Origin of the sequence: Bradyrhizobium sp. SZCCHNR1002 (assembly GCF_032381435.1) — a bacterium.
Classification (GTDB): Bacteria; Pseudomonadota; Alphaproteobacteria; order Rhizobiales; family Xanthobacteraceae; genus Bradyrhizobium; species Bradyrhizobium aeschynomenes.
Genome location: NZ_JAUHIS010000001.1, coordinates 1,465,540 through 1,481,468 on the forward strand (window position 1 = coordinate 1,465,540; position 15,929 = coordinate 1,481,468).

At 66.8% G+C, this 15,929-nt stretch carries 15 protein-coding genes; 2 read left to right on the forward strand and 13 right to left on the reverse strand.

The features are described 5' to 3' along the window. Positions 1–18: 18 nt before the first annotated feature. From QX108_RS06600 to QX108_RS06620, 5 genes are all read right to left on the reverse strand, one after another. Positions 19–363 carry a Lin0512 family protein gene (locus QX108_RS06600; RefSeq protein ID WP_172183789.1) on the reverse strand — a complete coding sequence of 115 codons (345 nt, stop codon included), beginning with the start codon at positions 361–363 and terminating at the stop codon, positions 19–21. Positions 364–447: 84 nt separating this feature from the next. Then, a complete protein-coding gene (locus QX108_RS06605; RefSeq protein ID WP_315780321.1) occupies positions 448–1,248 on the reverse strand; it encodes a DeoR/GlpR family DNA-binding transcription regulator in 801 nt (266 codons plus the stop codon). Next, on the reverse strand, positions 1,218–2,906 hold the full coding sequence (locus QX108_RS06610; RefSeq protein WP_315780320.1) for an ABC transporter permease subunit: 1,689 nt from the start codon (positions 2,904–2,906) through the stop codon (positions 1,218–1,220). The genes QX108_RS06605 and QX108_RS06610 overlap by 31 nt, the downstream gene beginning before the upstream one ends. Then, positions 2,903–3,910, reverse strand: coding sequence for an ABC transporter ATP-binding protein (locus QX108_RS06615; RefSeq protein WP_315780319.1), 1,008 nt, complete (start codon positions 3,908–3,910; stop codon positions 2,903–2,905). Before QX108_RS06615 ends, QX108_RS06610 begins: the two co-directional genes overlap by 4 nt. Before the next feature lie 12 nt (positions 3,911–3,922). Then, a complete protein-coding gene (locus tag QX108_RS06620) occupies positions 3,923–4,930 on the reverse strand; it encodes an ABC transporter substrate-binding protein (protein ID WP_315780318.1) in 1,008 nt (335 codons plus the stop codon). 271 nt (positions 4,931–5,201) lie between these two features. Here QX108_RS06620 and QX108_RS06625 point away from each other — a divergent pair, with 271 nt between their 5' ends. Then, positions 5,202–6,587, forward strand: coding sequence for an ethanolamine ammonia-lyase subunit EutB (locus tag QX108_RS06625; protein WP_315720631.1), 1,386 nt, complete (start codon positions 5,202–5,204; stop codon positions 6,585–6,587). After that, positions 6,584–7,372, forward strand: a complete 789-nt coding sequence (gene eutC, locus QX108_RS06630) for an ethanolamine ammonia-lyase subunit EutC (protein ID WP_315780316.1) — start codon at positions 6,584–6,586, stop codon at positions 7,370–7,372. Before QX108_RS06625 ends, eutC begins: the two co-directional genes overlap by 4 nt. Positions 7,373–7,386: 14 nt before the next feature. Here the strand turns inward: eutC and QX108_RS06635 are convergent, their stop codons facing one another. From QX108_RS06635 to QX108_RS06670, 8 genes are read right to left on the reverse strand one after another with little or no spacing between them, the layout of a single operon-like run. Next, positions 7,387–8,106, reverse strand: coding sequence for an ABC transporter ATP-binding protein (locus QX108_RS06635; protein ID WP_315720633.1), 720 nt, complete (start codon positions 8,104–8,106; stop codon positions 7,387–7,389). After that, on the reverse strand, positions 8,099–8,854 hold the full coding sequence (locus tag QX108_RS06640; protein WP_315780314.1) for an ABC transporter ATP-binding protein: 756 nt from the start codon (positions 8,852–8,854) through the stop codon (positions 8,099–8,101). Before QX108_RS06640 ends, QX108_RS06635 begins: the two co-directional genes overlap by 8 nt. Beyond that, complete coding sequence (locus QX108_RS06645) at positions 8,851–9,852, reverse strand: branched-chain amino acid ABC transporter permease (protein ID WP_315780312.1); 1,002 nt, start codon at positions 9,850–9,852, stop codon at positions 8,851–8,853. The genes QX108_RS06640 and QX108_RS06645 overlap by 4 nt, the downstream gene beginning before the upstream one ends. Next, positions 9,852–10,724, reverse strand: coding sequence for a branched-chain amino acid ABC transporter permease (locus tag QX108_RS06650; protein WP_315720636.1), 873 nt, complete (start codon positions 10,722–10,724; stop codon positions 9,852–9,854). Before QX108_RS06650 ends, QX108_RS06645 begins: the two co-directional genes overlap by 1 nt. Positions 10,725–10,734: 10 nt before the next feature. After that, the gene (locus tag QX108_RS06655; protein WP_315780310.1) at positions 10,735–11,985 is read right to left on the reverse strand and encodes an ABC transporter substrate-binding protein; all 1,251 of its coding nucleotides are present in this window, start codon (positions 11,983–11,985) and stop codon (positions 10,735–10,737) included. 24 nt (positions 11,986–12,009) lie between these two features. Next, positions 12,010–14,382, reverse strand: coding sequence for a xanthine dehydrogenase family protein molybdopterin-binding subunit (locus tag QX108_RS06660; protein ID WP_315780308.1), 2,373 nt, complete (start codon positions 14,380–14,382; stop codon positions 12,010–12,012). After that, complete coding sequence (locus QX108_RS06665) at positions 14,379–14,903, reverse strand: (2Fe-2S)-binding protein (RefSeq protein ID WP_315780306.1); 525 nt, start codon at positions 14,901–14,903, stop codon at positions 14,379–14,381. The genes QX108_RS06660 and QX108_RS06665 overlap by 4 nt, the downstream gene beginning before the upstream one ends. Beyond that, positions 14,900–15,760, reverse strand: a complete 861-nt coding sequence (locus QX108_RS06670; RefSeq protein WP_315720640.1) for a xanthine dehydrogenase family protein subunit M — start codon at positions 15,758–15,760, stop codon at positions 14,900–14,902. The genes QX108_RS06665 and QX108_RS06670 overlap by 4 nt, the downstream gene beginning before the upstream one ends. Positions 15,761–15,929: the final 169 nt, after the last annotated feature.

Genomic DNA, 15,929 nt, shown 5'->3' on the forward strand with positions numbered 1-15,929 from the left:
CTCACTTGATGCGCGCGCTCATTTGCCGTCGTCGAGATGCACCAGCACCGCGGCATTGGCGATGATGATGGCATCGCTGCCGGCCTCGGCGGGAATCTCCAGCCCGCCCTTCACGGCGGTGACCGTCACCGTGCCATAGGGCAACTCCTTGGCGACCGCTTCCGTGTCGACGGCCTCCGGATTGGGAACCGCGACGGTGACGTCGACCAGCATGTCCTGCGGCGTCTTGCCGACCATGCGGAAGAAGCCGAGGCTGGAATGGCGGATCGCATCCGACACCGCGCGCTTCGCCGCCTTGGTGGCGTCGCGGCCATGGACGTCGACGCCCATGCCCATCTCGGTAATGCAGCGAATGCGCGCCATGGCGATGTTCCCTCGAATTGCGTTGCGTGGCGCGCGACCTTAGCGCCGTTGCCGCCAAGCGCAACATGCCGGACGTCGTCGAGCTCAGGCGATCACGACCTCGCCGACGACGCCGCGCAGCGCGCCGAGCGCAGGCGCATCGGCGGCGCGCGCGTCGGTGATCAGGCTGTCGATGCCGTCCGGCGCGCGATACGCGACGCGGCTGGTCTGGCCGATCTTGCTGTGGTCGGCGAGGATCAGCACGCGCCTGGCGGCCGCTGCCATCGCGCGCGCGACATTGGCTTCCTCGATGTCGAAGCTGGTCGCCCCATAGCGATGATCGATGCCGACCGGCGACAGCAGCGCGACGTCGGCCTGCCAGCGCTGGATCTCGGCGACCGTGGTCGAGCCGAACGTCGCCGGCAGGGTGCTGCCGAGCTCGCCGCCGAGCACGATGACGCGGTTGCCGCGCTCGCCCTGGGAGCCGCCGATGATGGTCGCGACCTCGAACGAGTTGGTGACGATGGTGAGCCCCGACAACGTCGCGAGCTCGCGGGCGAGGATCGAGACGGTCGAGCCGACGTCGAGGAACAGCGTCTGGCCGGGGCTGACCATGCGCGCCGCAGCCTGCGCGATGCGCGTCTTCTCGGCCAGACGCACGCGCGCACGGACGGTGATCGGCGGCTCGGCCTCCGGCGCGATCGCAGCGACGCCGCCATGGACGCGGCGCAGCTCGCCGCGGGCCTCGAGCGCCAGCACGTCGCGTCGCACGGTCTCGCGGGAGACGCCGAGATCGGTGGCGATACGGTCCGTTGTGGCGCGGCCGACGGTGGCGAGCAGCGCGCGGATGCGCTGGTGGCGATCCTCCTGCAGCATCATCGGCGCCCGCCGCGCGCGGCCAGCCATTTCAACGCCAGCTGCATCACCAGCGCCGCCGCACAGACCACCGCCATGATGCAGGTCGAGAACGCCGCGGCCTGCGACACGAAGCCGGCCTCGTCGAGCCGCATCACCGAGACGGCGGCGAGGCCGAGCGACGGCGTCACCAGGAAGATGACGGCCGACAACGTCACCATCGAGCGCATGAACAGGAAGAAGAACCCGGAGATCAGCGTGGGCGACATCACGGGAATGATGACATTGGCGAGCACCTGCCCTGCTCCGCTGCCGAGGCACGTCGCGGCCTCCTCCAGTGCCGGCGGCACGGCGCGCATGCCGGTCACCATCGTGAGAAAACCCTGGGTGTGGTAGTGATAGAAGTTGCACAGCGCGAGCAGCAAGGTGGAGCCGTAGAGGACGGACAGCGGCGATCCGGCGATGTTGAAGGCGAAGATGTAGGACAGGCCGAGCACGAGGCCGGGCACGCCGACCGGCATGACCGCGACGAGATAGACGAGCTTGGCAGGCCAGGACGGCAGCCGACGAATGCCATAGACCAGCGCGAACAGCAGCAAGGTACCGAGGCCCGCGGCGACCGCCGAGACCAGCAGCGACGTCCAAAGCGGCGCATAGCCGCCGCTCAGCGTGATATCGTAATGCTTGAGCGTGAAGCTCAGCCGGTACGGCCACAGCCGCATGAAGCTCGCATAGACGACGACGCCGATGACGGCGAGCACGGAGAGCGTGGCAAGGAGGGTGACGACCGCCAGCGGCACGTCGCGCGCGGGGACGAAGCTCGGCTGTGGCGGCACAGCCCCCTCGGATCCGCCGCCGAACTGACGCTGCGCAGCCACGCGCTCGATGTAGACGGCGAGCCCCGTGGGCGCGAGCAGCAAGAGGCCCACCACGGCGCCGATGCCGAACTTCATCTGCCCGGTGACCTGGTTGTAGATCTCGGTCGCCAGCACCGCATAGTCGCCGCCGATCACGGCAGCATTGCCGAAATCGGTGATGGTGACGGTGAACACGACGAAGCCGGCACTGAGCAGGCCGAACTTCACGTTCGGAAGGGTAATGTCGAAGAACTGGCGCCAGCGCCCCGCGCCCATCACCTCGGCGGCGTCGTAATAGCGTGCGTCGGCATGGGCGAGCGCGGCTTTCAGGATCAGCACCGCCTGCGGCAGCGCGTAGAGCACGTCGGCGATCAGGAGCCCCGGGAAGCCATAGATGTCGATGCGCTTGCCCAGCATGCCGCTGATCAGGCCGTTGCGCCCGAGCAGGAAGATCAGCCCGAGGCCGAGCACCAGCGACGGCGCCAGCATCGGCAGCGCCAGCACCGCGGAGATGATGCGCGATCCGGGCACGCGGGTTCGTGTCATCGTATAGGCGAGCACGAAGCCGAGGACGAGGCAGACCGCCGTCGTGGCGAGCCCGAGCGTCAGGCTGTTGAGCGTCGCCCTAATGATTCCGGGCGTGCGCGCGAGCGCGATGTAGTTGGCAAAGCCGATGCTGCCGTCCTCGGCGACCAGGCTGCGCCACAGCATCATCGCCAGCGGGAAGACGAAGAAGATGAGCAGCGCGAGGCATGGCAGCGCAATCGCCGCCGCGATCAGCACCCGATCATGGCCGGCCCGCCGCAGGCGAAAGCCGGCGCGCTCTGCGACCTCGACGGCGGCGATGCTCACGCGCGCACCCAGCCGCAGCCGGCGGCATCGGCGGAAACGGCCACCGCGGCTCCAGGCGCAACGCCGTCGATCGGGCCGGTCTGCACCATCAGCTCGCGCCCCTTCCAGGCGACGCGGGTGCGGCTGATGTTGCCGAGGAAGGTGACGTCGACCACCTTCGCCTCACCCGACGCGAGAGGTTGAAGCCGCACATGCTCGGGACGCAGGCAGGCAAGGAAATCCGCATCGGCGCCGTCGGGACGCGAGGCGAGCAGCGCCGGCATGGCGTCGCGCACCCAGTCGGTCGGCAGCAGGTTGCTGCTGCCCATGAAGTCGGCGACGAACTTCGTCGCCGGCCTGAGATAGAGCGCCTCGGGCTTCCCGACCTGCTCGATGCGGCCGGCGTTCATGCAGACGATCCGGTCGGACAGCACCATCGCCTCCTCCTGGTCGTGCGTGACCATGATGGTGGGGATGCCAAGCCGGCGCTGCAGTTCGCGGATCTCGACCCGCAGGTCGGCCCGCACCTTGGCGTCGAGCGCCGACAGGGGCTCGTCGAGCAGGATCAGCCGCGGATCGACGGCCACCGCCCGCGCCAGCGCGACGCGCTGCTGCTGTCCGCCGGACAGCTGATACGGCAGCCGATCGGCCAGATGCGGCAGCTTGATCAACTCCAGCAGTTCGGCGACGCGCGCGGCGATCCTGCCGCGCTCCACTTTCCGGATGCGCATGCCATAGCCGATGTTCTCGGCCACGGTCATGTTGGGAAACAGCGAGTAGGACTGGAACACGATGCCGAAGCCGCGCTCGCGCGCCGGCACCGCGCTGAGATCCTGGCCGTCGAGCAGCAACCGCCCACTGTCCTGGGTCAGCAGGCCGGCGATGATGCGGAGAAGCGTGGTCTTGCCGCAGCCGCTCGGCCCGAGCAGGCAGACGAACTCGCTGCCTTCGACCTTGAGCGAGATGCGATCGAGCGCAACGAAATCGTCGAACGTCTTGTGCAGCCGGTCGAGCTCGAGCGTCATGGCCGGCTCCGTTCAGCGGCCGATGCTGGTCTGCCAGTTTTTCAGGATGCCGTCGCGCTCCCTGGCGGAACGAGCGAAGTCGATCGGATAGACCGCCTTGGCGACATCGGCGGGGAAGCCCGCGGTCTGCGCGGCCTTCGACGGCGGCGTGCCCGAGATGGTCACGAGCTCCTTGTAGCTGGTGTAGAGCGCGGCCGCCTCCGGCGACAAGGTCCAGTCGAGGAAGCGTCTGGCATCAGCCTTGTTCTTGGCGGCCTTCATCAAGCCGGACGCCTCGAGCTCATAGCCCGCGCCGTCGGTCGGGATCACCATCTTGATCGGAAAGCCCTCCTCGATCGACTTGATCGCGGCGAAGGCGAGCGAGCCGCCGATGGCGAACTCACCGCCGCGCGCCGCCTTGCACGGCCGCGAGCCGGACTTGATGTATTGGGCAACGTTGCCGTCGAGGGCCTTGAGAAACTGCCAGCCCTTCTCCTCGCCCTGCGACTGCAGGATGCCGGCGATCTGCATGTAGCCGGTGCCGGAGGAGACCGGGTTCGGCAGCACCACCTCGCCCTTGTAGACGGGGTTGGTGAGATCCTTCCAAGAGGTCGGCATCGGCAGATTCTTCGCCTTCAGCACCTCGGTATTGACGCAGAACGCGGTGACATAGCCGGTCGCGGCGAACCAGCTGGCATCAGTGCCCTTGGCGGAGGCCGGCAGCTTCTCGGTGCCCTTCGCCTCGTAGGGTTCGAGCAGCGCGGTGATGCGCGGGTCGAGCATGTTGGTGACCGCCCAGCCCCAGATCACGTCATGCTGCGGATTGCCGGACTCGGCGATGATGCGGGCGCCGAGATCGCCGGTCGACAACCGGAGCACCTTGAGGTCGACGTCGGGCAGCGCCGTCTTCGCCGCCTTCACATAGTCGGCGATCTCGTCCTCTTCGAGCGCCGTATAGACCGTGACCGTTCCCGCCTGCGCGACCGCGCCGAGCATGAGCAGAGCGAGACTTGCGGAGAGACCTTTCAACAACTGCAACATTGTCATGCCCTTCATGAGCTGCGGCCCGGGCTCGATCCCGTCCGATCGTCTGTGGATTTGAGTGATTATTTGCAAATTTGTGGAACCAAGTCTACGCTGATTGCGCATATGTCATGCAAATCAGCAACTGCCTACGATCGATGCACCATCGTTGGGCAGGTGCTCTCGGTCGCGCGCACGCTGCTTGCAGGCGTGGACGGCGTACCCATGGTTTGTGACGACGACACGTGCCGCCGATAATGACCGACGGCGTGACATAGGACGGAGACGAATGGGTTTTTCACACACGCTGGCCGGCACGACCTATCGCTTCGACGACCTCCGAACGCTGCTTGCGAAAGCAACGCCGATGCGTTCCGGCGACGCGCTCGCCGGGCTTGCCGCGCAGGACGCGGCCGAGCGCGTCGCGGCGCGCATGGCGCTTGCCGATCTGCCGTTGCGGCACTTCCTCAACGAGGCAGTCGTTCCCTATGAGAGCGATGAGGTCACGCGGCTGATCGTCGATCAGCATGACGGCGCCGCGTTCGCACCGATCGCGAGTCTCACCGTCGGTGCCTTCCGGGAATGGCTCCTGTCGGATACGGCTGACGCAATGATGCTCGCGACCGTGTCGCCCGGTCTCACGCCGGAAATGGTTGCGGCCGTCTGCAAGATCATGCGGCTGCAGGATCTCGTGACGGTCGCGGCGAAGTGCGAGGTGGTCACGCGCTTCCGCTGCACCATCGGCCTGCCCGGCCGGATGTCGACGCGACTCCAACCCAATCATCCCCTGGACGATCCCAAGGGCGTCGCCGCCTCGATCCTCGACGGGCTGATGTATGGCGTCGGCGACGCCACGATCGGCATCAACCCCGCCAGCGACGACGTCGAGACCATGCTGCGCCTGCTCGACATGATCGAGACGCTGCGGCTGGCCGCGAACGCGCCGATCCAGTCCTGCGTGCTGGCGCATGTCACGACCGCGCTGAAGGCAATCGAGCGCCGCGCGCCGGTCGATCTCGTCTTCCAGTCGCTCGCCGGCACCGAGGAGGCCAATCGCGGCTTCGGCATCACGCTGTCGCTGCTCGATGAAGCCCTTGCTGCTGCGGAGAGCCTTCAACGCTGCCCGGCGGGCGGCAATGTGATGTACTTCGAGACCGGACAGGGCAGCGAGCTGTCGTCATCAGGCCATTGCGGCGTCGATCAGCAGACCCTGGAGGCACGCTGCTACGCGGTGGCGCGGCGCTACCGGCCGCTGCTGGTCAACACCGTCGTCGGCTTCATCGGCCCCGAATATCTCTACGACGGCAAGCAGATCATGCGCGCGGGCCTCGAGGATCATTTCTGCGGCAAGCTGCTCGGGCTGCCGATGGGCTGCGACGTCTGCTACACCAACCATGCCGAGGCCGATCAGGACGACATGGACGCGCTGCTGACGCTGCTCGGCGTCGCCGGCTGCACCTACATCATGGGCGTGCCGGGCGCCGACGACATCATGCTGAACTATCAGAGCACCTCGTTCCATGATGCGCTGTACGTGCGGAAAGTGCTAGGCAAGCGCGCGGCGCCGGAGTTCGAGGCGTGGCTCGCGGCGACCGGCATCAGCGATGCGCAAGGCGAGTTGCGCTTCGACCCGACGCGGCTGATGCCGTCGCTGCCGCTGCTGGGAGCCGAATGATGAGCGGCGCGGACCCGACCAAGCTCGCGACGAATTCAGTCGACGCCTGGACCTGGCTGTCGCGCTACACGGAGGCGCGCATCGCGCTCGGCCGCTGCGGACCGGGCGTGCCGACGTCCGCGCATCTCGGCTTTCAGGCTGCCCATGCCGAAGCCCGCGATGCCGTGCTCAAGCCGTTCGATGCCGAGCAATTTGCGGATGACGCCACCGCGCGCGGCTGGCCCGCGCTCGCCGTGCACAGCCGCGCCGCCGACCGTGCGACGTATCTGCAGCGCCCCGATGCAGGCCGCCTGCTCTCGCCCGAGTCCGAAGCGCTGCTGTCGGAGCCGCGCGCGCCGGTCGACATTGCGCTGGTGGTGGCGGATGGACTGAGCAGCCGCGCGGTACTGGTCAACGCCCTGCCCGTGCTCGAAGCATTGATGCCGCTTCTCGCAACGACCGGCCGGAGGCTGTCGCCGGTGACCGTGGCCGCCCAAGGCCGGGTCGCGCTCGCCGATCACGTCGGCGAGCTGCTCGGCGCGTCCGCCTCGATCATCCTGATCGGCGAACGTCCCGGCCTCAGCGCCGCGGACTCACTCGGCCTCTATCTCACCTGGATGCCACGCCGCGGGCGCGTCGATTCCGAGCGCAACTGCATTTCCAACGTCCGCCAGGGTGGGCTCGCGCCTGAGGACGCTGCAAAGCAGGCCGCCGATCTGATCGCGCGCATGTTCCAGCATCAGGCCGCCGGCATCAGCCTCGCGCGCCTGCCGCAGCTGCCGGCGCCGGAGCACGGCGGCTCCTGACGATGCCAGGACCCTCACACCGCGCAATAACGATCCTGGATGTCCTTGTCGGCGAGCAGCGCCGCCGCGCTGCTCTCGTGTACGACCTCCCCCTGGTCGATGATGACGGCACGGTCGGCGAGCCGCAGCGCCCATTCGACGTTCTGCTCGACCAGCAGCAAGGTCTTGCCCTGGTCGCGCAGCCGTCGGAACAGCACGCCCATCTCCTCGACCAGCACGGGCATGATGCCTTCCGAGGGCTCGTCGAGCAGCACCATGCGCGGCCGCGCGATCAGGGCGCGCGCGATCGCCAGCATCTGCTGCTCGCCGCCGGACAAGGTGACGCCCTCCTGATCGAGCCGCTCGCGCAGGCGCGGAAAGGTCTCAGCGATCTCAGCGAACGCCGCGCGCTCGTCGATCTCGGCCTTGGCCGCGACGAGCCCGAGCCGCAGATTCTCCCGCACCGACAAGCCCGGCACGATGCGCCGCTCCTCCGGCACATAAGCGAGCCCGAGATGAAAGCGCCGATGCGCAGGCAGCGGCAGGAGATCATGTCCGGCGAAACGCACGCGGCCCTCGGCCTTGGGCATCAGTCCCATCACGGTGCGCAGCGTCGTAGTCTTGCCGGCGCCGTTGCGCCCGACCAGCGCGACCACCTCGCCCTCGTTCACGCGCAGCGTGATGCCGTGCAGGACGTGGCTGGCGCCGTACCAGGCCTGGACCTGATCGAGCTCGAGCAATGCGGTCTCAGCCATAGCCCTCACTCTGTCCCAGATAGACCCGGCGCACGTCGGGATTGCTGCGGATCTCCTCCGGTCTGCCGTCGGCGAGCAGCCGGCCGTGGTGCAGCACAAGCACGCGCTGGCTCAGGCCGAGCACCATCTTCATCTTGTGCTCGACCAGCAGCACCGTCCGCCTCTCGGCCAGCCTCTCCAGCAGCGCCACCATGTCCTTGGTCTCTTCCGGCCCCATCCCGGCCGTCGGCTCGTCGAGCAGCAGCAGCTCCGGCTCGGACACGAGCGCAATCGCAATCTCCAGCGCACGCTGCTGGCCATGGGCGAGATACTTCGCCTGCTCAGCGCGCTTGCCGCTCAGCCCCACCGCTGTCAGCGCCGCGTCGGCGCGCTCGCTCAGCTCGACGAGATCGGCGCGCCTGCGCCAGATGTCATAGCTCACGCGCATCGCCTGCGCTGCGACCCGCACGTTCTCGTGCACCGACAGATCGGGAAAGATGTTGGTGATCTGGTAGGACCGCGAGATGCCCTGGTGCACGAAGCGGTGCTGCGGCAGCCCGTTCAGCTCGCGCCCCTTGAAGCGCAAGGTGCCCATGCTCGGCGACAGCGTGCCGGAGAGGATGTTGAAGAACGTGCTCTTCCCGGCGCCGTTCGGCCCGATGATCGAGGTCAGCTCACCGGCCGCGAACGACACCGAAATGCCCTCGAGCGCGGTGAACCCGCCGAACCGGCGGCCGATGCCCTCGGCCTGCAACAGCGTGGTGCTCATCGCCGCTCCCTCGCAAACGGCAGCACATCCAGCAGCGTGCCCCAGATGCCTTTCGGCAGGAACAGCACGAACACCACGAAGATCGCGCCGACCACGATCTGCCAATGCGGCGTCCACAGCGAGACGACGTCCTCCAGGATCAGGAAGGTCGCCGCGCCGATGAACGGGCCGAAGAAGCTGCGGGCGCCGCCGAGCAGTACCATCATCACGATCATGCCCGAGGTCTGGTAATGCAGGGAATCGAGCGGCACGATCGACAGATGCAGCGCCGACATGCAGCCGCCGATCGCCGAGATCGCGCCCGACAGCATAAACACGATGAGCTTGCAGCGCTCGACGTCATAGCCGCAGGCGCGCGCCCGCTGCTCGTTCTCACGGATTGCCTCGATGACGGCGCCGAACGGCGAGTTGAGAATGCGCGACTGCACCCAGAGCGCCAGCGCCGCGAAGGCCATCAGGACGTAGTATTTATTGACGGGATCGAGAAAGTTGAGCTGCAGGCCGAGCAGATTGATGCGGTCGACGGTGAAGCCGCGCAGCCCGTTCTCGCCGCCAGTAAAGGACGAAGCCTGCAATGCGACGTAGTAGACGAGCTGTGCCAAGGCCAGCGTGACCATCGAGAAATAGATGCCGCGGGTCCGCGTCGAGATCGCGCCGATCACCGCGGCGAGCGCGGTGCCCGCCGCAATCGCCAGCGGCACGGCCGCAAACCACGGCAGGCCCCAGCGGCCGATGGCGATGCCGGTCAGATACGCGCCGGTGCCGAAGAAGGCGGCGTGGCCGAACGACAGCAGCCCGGTGTAGCCGAACAACAGATTGTAGCCCATCACCACGACGCCGTAGATCAGGACGTTCACGGCGAGCGCCTTCGACGGCAGCAGCCAGGGCAGCAGCGCCAGCGCGACCAGCGACAAAAGCACGCGGTGATCGGCCAGAGCCGTGACAAGCCGCTGCGCCTGGGGAAGCGGCGGTGCTTCGCCGGTCGACTGCACCGTCATCACGCTCTCCCCTTGAGGCCGAACAGACCTTGCGGCCGGACCAGCAGCACGGCCGCCATCAGGGCGAACATCACGATGGTCGCCATCTCAGGGGCGAACAGCGCCACCATGCTGATGCAGATGCCGACCATCAGGCCGGCGACGACGGCGCCGACGATCGAGCCGAGTCCACCGATCACGGTGACGACGAAGGCTTCCGCGAGCACCAGCGTGCCCATCTCCGGATTGACGCTGCGCATCGGCCCGGCCAACACGCCGCCGAGCGCGGCGAGGCCGACGCCGAGGCCGAAGATCGCGAGCCACACCCTGCCGATGTCGACGCCGAGCACGCGCATGATCTGGGGATCACGCGCGCCGGCGCGGACGATCAGGCCCACGCGCGTCTTCTCCAGCATCAGCCACAGCAGCAGCAGCACGATCGCCACCAGCGCAATCACGAACAGACGATATTTCGGAAAGAAGCCGACGCCGAGATCGACGACGCCGATCAATTGCGACGGCGTCGGAAACGGAATGCCGTCGCTGCCGAACACGATGCGCACGCCCTCGACCAAAATGTAGCTGAGACCGAAGGTGAGCAGCAGGGGATCATCGATCGAGCGGCCGTACAGGCGGCGAACAAGGACGAACTCGATTAGCATGCCGAACGCGCCGACCAGCACGGGGGCGAGCAGCAGCCCCCACCAGAAGCTGCCGGTCAGCGACGCCAGATACAGACCCGCATAGGCGCCGATCATGAACAGCGCGCCATGGGCGAAGTTGACGACGCCCAGCATGCCGAACACGATGGTCAGGCCGAGCGCCGTGATCACCAGCACCGCCCCGAGGGCGATGCCGGAAAACAGCTGCATGATGATCAGCGAGAGGTCCATGAGGCCGGGATCAGGTCGCGTGGCCGAGCTCGCCGCAGCTGCGCAGCATCTCGTCCGCACCGGGATCGCTGGCCACGATGGCAAACAGATCGTTGTCGCTGGCCATGGCCGCCTTCTTCTTGGATTCCAGCACCAGCACCGACTGCACCGACTGGTGGTCGCATTTGCGGTAATGCTGCGGCCCCTTGGTCAGGTCGTATTGCAGACCCTCCAGCGCCGCGACGACCTTGTCGGTCTCCGTGCCGCCGGCCACCTGCATCGCCTGCAGCAGGGAGCCGACGCCGGAATATCCGTAGGCACCGTAGTCGGTCGGGATCGCGCCACCATTGGCTGCGCGGAACGCCTTGTTGAACTCGGCCGCGGTCTTGTTCTGTGTCTCCAGACCCCAATAGTAGTTGGCGCCGCCGACGACGCCCTCGAATACGTCCGGACCGACGGCGAGGCGCTGGTTGTGCAGGATCACGGGAACCACGATCTTCATCTGCTGCTTGATGCCGAAATCGACCGCCTGCTTGATCGCATTGGCCTGATCGCGGCCGAAATTGCTGATGCACAGCACGTCCGGGCGCAGCGACATCAGACGCGGCATGAAGGTCGAATAGTCGGCCGCACCGAACGGATGCAGGATCTCCCCGACGCTCTCGGCGCCGATCGCGGCCTGCGCACGCTTGAAGCCGCGCAGCATCTCGTGGCCATAGGCATAGTCGGCGACGAGGTGCGCAACCTTCATGCCCTTCTTGATGGTCTGCCGCGCAACCGCCGCCGTGGTCATGTGCGGATTGAGCGCCTCGTGGAAGGTGTATTTGCTGAAATCCTTGGCCTCGTTGATGGTATCGGACTGGCTGATCGAGACATAGATCACGCCCCGTGCGCGCGTCACCTCGTTGACGGCGAGCTGGACCGCGCTGGAGAGTGCGCCGACGATGGCGTGCACCTTGTCCTTCTCGATCAGCTCGAGCGTCCGCGTCGCGGCCTCTCCGGCGTTGAGCTTGTCGTCGCGCACCAGCAGCTCGACCTTGCGGCCACCGATGCCGCCCTTGTCGTTGACCAGCTTGACCGCAAGCTCCGCGCACTTCACCTGGTCCCGCGCTTCGGCCGCGAACGGGCCGGTCAGCGGCGTCGGGAAGCCGATGCGGATGGTGTCGTCGGCGGCGCGGCCCAGCCGCGGCATCGCGAGCGTGGCGACGCCCGCCGACAGTCCCATCAGCGCCGTACGGCGGGATAGTCCTGCTCGTCGCGACTTCGTCTCGTAGCTTGGCATGATGTCCTCCCTCAACTTGTTGTTTTAGTATCGACCGAGTGCCTTGAGCACACGCGCGGGCGTGATCGGAATGGCATTGATGGACGCGGCAAGCGGCGCCAATGCGTCGTTGACCGCATTGAGCACGCAGGCGGACGCCGCCGCCGTGCCGGCCTCGCCGCAGCCCTTGGCGCCGAGAATGGTGTCGGCCGTCGGCGTCTCGACATGGTCGATGATGATGTCGGGCATCTCCATCGCCATCGGCACGAGGTAATCGGCAAGCGAGCCGTTGAGCAGCTGACCGGTCTCACCGTAGCGGCATTCCTCGAACAACGCAGCGCCGAGCCCCTGCACGACGCCGCCGCGCAGCTGCTCGTCGACCAGCATCGGATTGATGATGCGGCCGCAATCCTCGACGACGTAATGCTTCAAGAGCTTGACGAAGCCGGTGTGGACGTCGACCTCGAGATAGCAGCCCTGGATGCCATTGGTGAAGGCGAACGGATAGCCCTGCGGCGCGAAGTGATGGCTGACGGTGAGCTGCGCCTGGGTGCCCGGCGGCAAGGTGTCGGACCGGAAATAGGCGATGCGCGCGATCTCGGCGACCGGCAGTCGCGGCTGTCCCGTGGCGACACCGACCACCTGCCCATCGATGATGTCCAGCGCTGACGGCTGCTCCTGCAGGATCAGGCCCGCGATCTCCAGGATGTTGGCCTTGAGCCGGCGCGCGGCCTGCAGAGCGGTCTCGCCGCCGATGCCGGCGCCGCGGCAGGCCCAGGTTGCCCCGCCATGCGGCGTGACCTCGGTATCACCGGTGATGACCTTGACGTGGTCCTGGGCGACGCCGAGTTGGTCGGCGACGATCTGGCTGATGATCGCCTCGGTGCCCTGCCCCTGCTCGGTGACGGAGATCGCGCAGCGTACCTCGCCCGACGGCGTCAGGCTAAGGGTCGCGCCATCCTGCGAGGAGATGCGCGCGCCGCCAACGCCATAGAAGGCAGGGCTCGGATTGGTGATCTCGACGAAGGTGGCGATCCCGATGCCGCGATGAATGCCGCGCTGGCGCAGCTCGGCCTGCTCGGTCCGCAGCGCGTCGTAATCCATGATTTCGCGCAGCCGCCACAGGCATCTCTCATGCGACAGCGCCTCGAATTTGTAACCCGTCGGCGATGCCGTCGGATAGGCATTGTCGGCAATCACGTTCCTGGCGCGCATCGCGAGCGGGTCGATCCCGACATGGCTTGCCGCCAGATCGACCATGCGCTCAGTCACTGCGCAAGCGATCGGGTGTCCGACGGCGCGGTACTGGCTGGTCTGCACCTTGTTCTGAAACACGACCTCCAGCACGGCGCGATAGGATTTGAAGTCATAGGGCGCACCGATCAGGCGGATCACCTGGTTGCCCTCGACCACGCTGGTGCGCGGATAGGTCGAGAATGCGCCGATCGCGGTGACATCGTGGATGTCCATGGCCAGGATCTTGCCGTCCGCATCGACGGCCATCCGCGCCCGGACATGGTGATCACGGGCATGGATATCGGACACGAACGACTCGATCCGGTCGGCGACATATTTCACAGGGCGTGCGAGCAGGATCGACAGTCCGACCACCGCCATGTCCTCGTGGTAGACATGCAGCTTCATGCCAAACGAGCCGCCGATATCAGGTGCGATGACCCGCACGCGGGCTTCCGGGATGTCGTAGTGACGCGCGTAGAGATCCTGGAACTGATACGGCGTCTGCGTGGCGTGGTGCACGGTGAGCGAGGCACTCTCGGGATCGTAGTCCGCGACGATGGCGCGCGGTTCCAGCGTGACCGGCGTGTGACGGCCGAAACTGAACTCCTCCTCGATGACATGCGCTGCCGAGGCGAAAGCCTCGTCGACTCCGCCACTGTCGAGCTGGGTGCGGAAGCAGATGTTGGAGGTTCCGGACGGATTGACCGTGGGCGTTCCAGGCTGGCGCGCCGCGTCGAGATCGACCACGGCGGGCAGCTCCTCATAGCCGATCGAGATCAGCTCCAGCGCATCCTCGGCAAGCGCCCTGCTCTCGGCGACGACGGCGACGACGGCCTGCCCAGCCCAAACCACGCGATCGAGCGGCAGCGGCAGCTGCGGCTCCGAGGTCATGCCCTTGAAATGATCGAGCGTGCCGGTCCAGGGCGCGCAGATCTTGGCGAGATCAGCGCCGGTGGCAACCAGATGCACGCCTGCGAGCGCACGTGCGGCATCGACGTCGATGCTGATGATCCGTGCATGCGCATATGGGCTGCGCAGAAATGCCGCATGCAGCATCCGCGGCAGGCGAATGTCGGTGACATAGCGTCCGCGCCCGGCCAGCAGGCGCTTCGCATTCGGCCGCGGCACCGAGCGGCCGATATAGGAATTCGGACGATCGAGCGAGGTGAGCGCGTTCATCCCGGCGAGCCCTCTTGCGACGCCTTCGCGGCGCGAGCATCGGCCACCGCCGCGATCGCGTCGACGATCGCCTCATAGCCGGTGCAACGGCAGAAATTTCCCGAGAGCGCATCGCGGATCGCGGCGCGGCTCGGCTCCGTGAGCCGGGACAGCAGCTCGTGGGCATTGATCAGCATGCCCGGCGTGCAGAACCCGCACTGAAGCGCATTGCGTCGATGAAATTCAGCCTGCAGATCGGCAATCGCGCCGCTTTCGGAAAGCCCCTCGATGGTATCGATCCGGGCGCCATCGGCCTGCACGGCGAACATCAGGCAGGCATGCACGGCACGGCCGTCGAGCTGCACCAGGCAGGCGCCGCAGGCCCCCATCTCGCAGCCGGCATGCGTGCCGGTCAATTCGACAGCATTGCGCAGGCAGTCGACCAGCGTGTCACGCGGTGCGACCTCGCAGGCGACCTTACGGCCATTGACCGTGAAGCGAACCCGCACCGCCTCTTCCGCATCGTCGATCTCGCTGCTCATGCCGCCTCGCTCATCCGCGCCAGCAGCCGGCCGAGCAGCACCCGCGCCAGATGCAGGCGCATGGCCGGTGGCACCTCGTCGCTCTCCGGCGGCGCGAGATCGCGGTCGAGTGCGGCCTGAGCCGCAACGATCCGATCGGCATCGATACGAGCACCACTCACCACAGCTTCGGCCGACCTGGCGCGGGTCGGCACGTTGCCGACCGAAAAGAAAGCGATGCGGATGGTTTCGACCAGGCCATCCTTGCAGGTCGCCAACATGCCGCAGCCGACCAGCGCGTAATCACCACGGCGCCGCGCCAGTTCGTCGAAGCAGATGCGCTGGTTGCAGCGGAAGCGCGGCACCAAGATCGCCGTCACGATCTCGCCCGGCCTCACGACCGTCTCGAACAGATCAATGAAGAAGTCATCGGCCTTGACGCGGCGCCGGCCCGAGGTGCCCGCGATCTCGATCTCGGCATCGAGCGCCAGCATCATGGCGGGAAACTCGGACGCCGGGTCCGCCAGCGCGACGCTGCCGCCCAGCGTGCCGCGATTGCGGATGGCAGGATGGGCGACGAACGGAGCTGCGGCGCGCAACAGCGGCGCAAACTCAGCGATGAGCGGATCGGTCAACATCTCGCAGTGCCGCGTCAGGGCGCCGATGCGAAGCCATTCGCCGTCGCAACGAACGCCGCGCAGCTCTTCGATGTGGTTGATATCAATTAGAATTCGCGGCGCCTGAAGGCGCAACGCCAAGGCGGGGACGAGGCTCTGCCCGCCGGCGATGTAGCGCGCATCGTCGCCGCTCCGCGCATGAGCGTCGCGCGCGTCGTCGACCGAATGTGCACGGTGATAGCTGAAAGCCCTCGCTTTCATCCATTTCCTCGCTGCCTGGGCTCGCCTGCCCGAACTCCAGATTTGTGACCATCTGGTCTCAAAACAGTTGCACGGTCATAGGTTCGCGGTCAACCAGAAACGAACGATTGGTCACAAATCTGCTTTCAGCTATCAAGCAACTCCCTGCGGCAACGATTCAGGACATGGC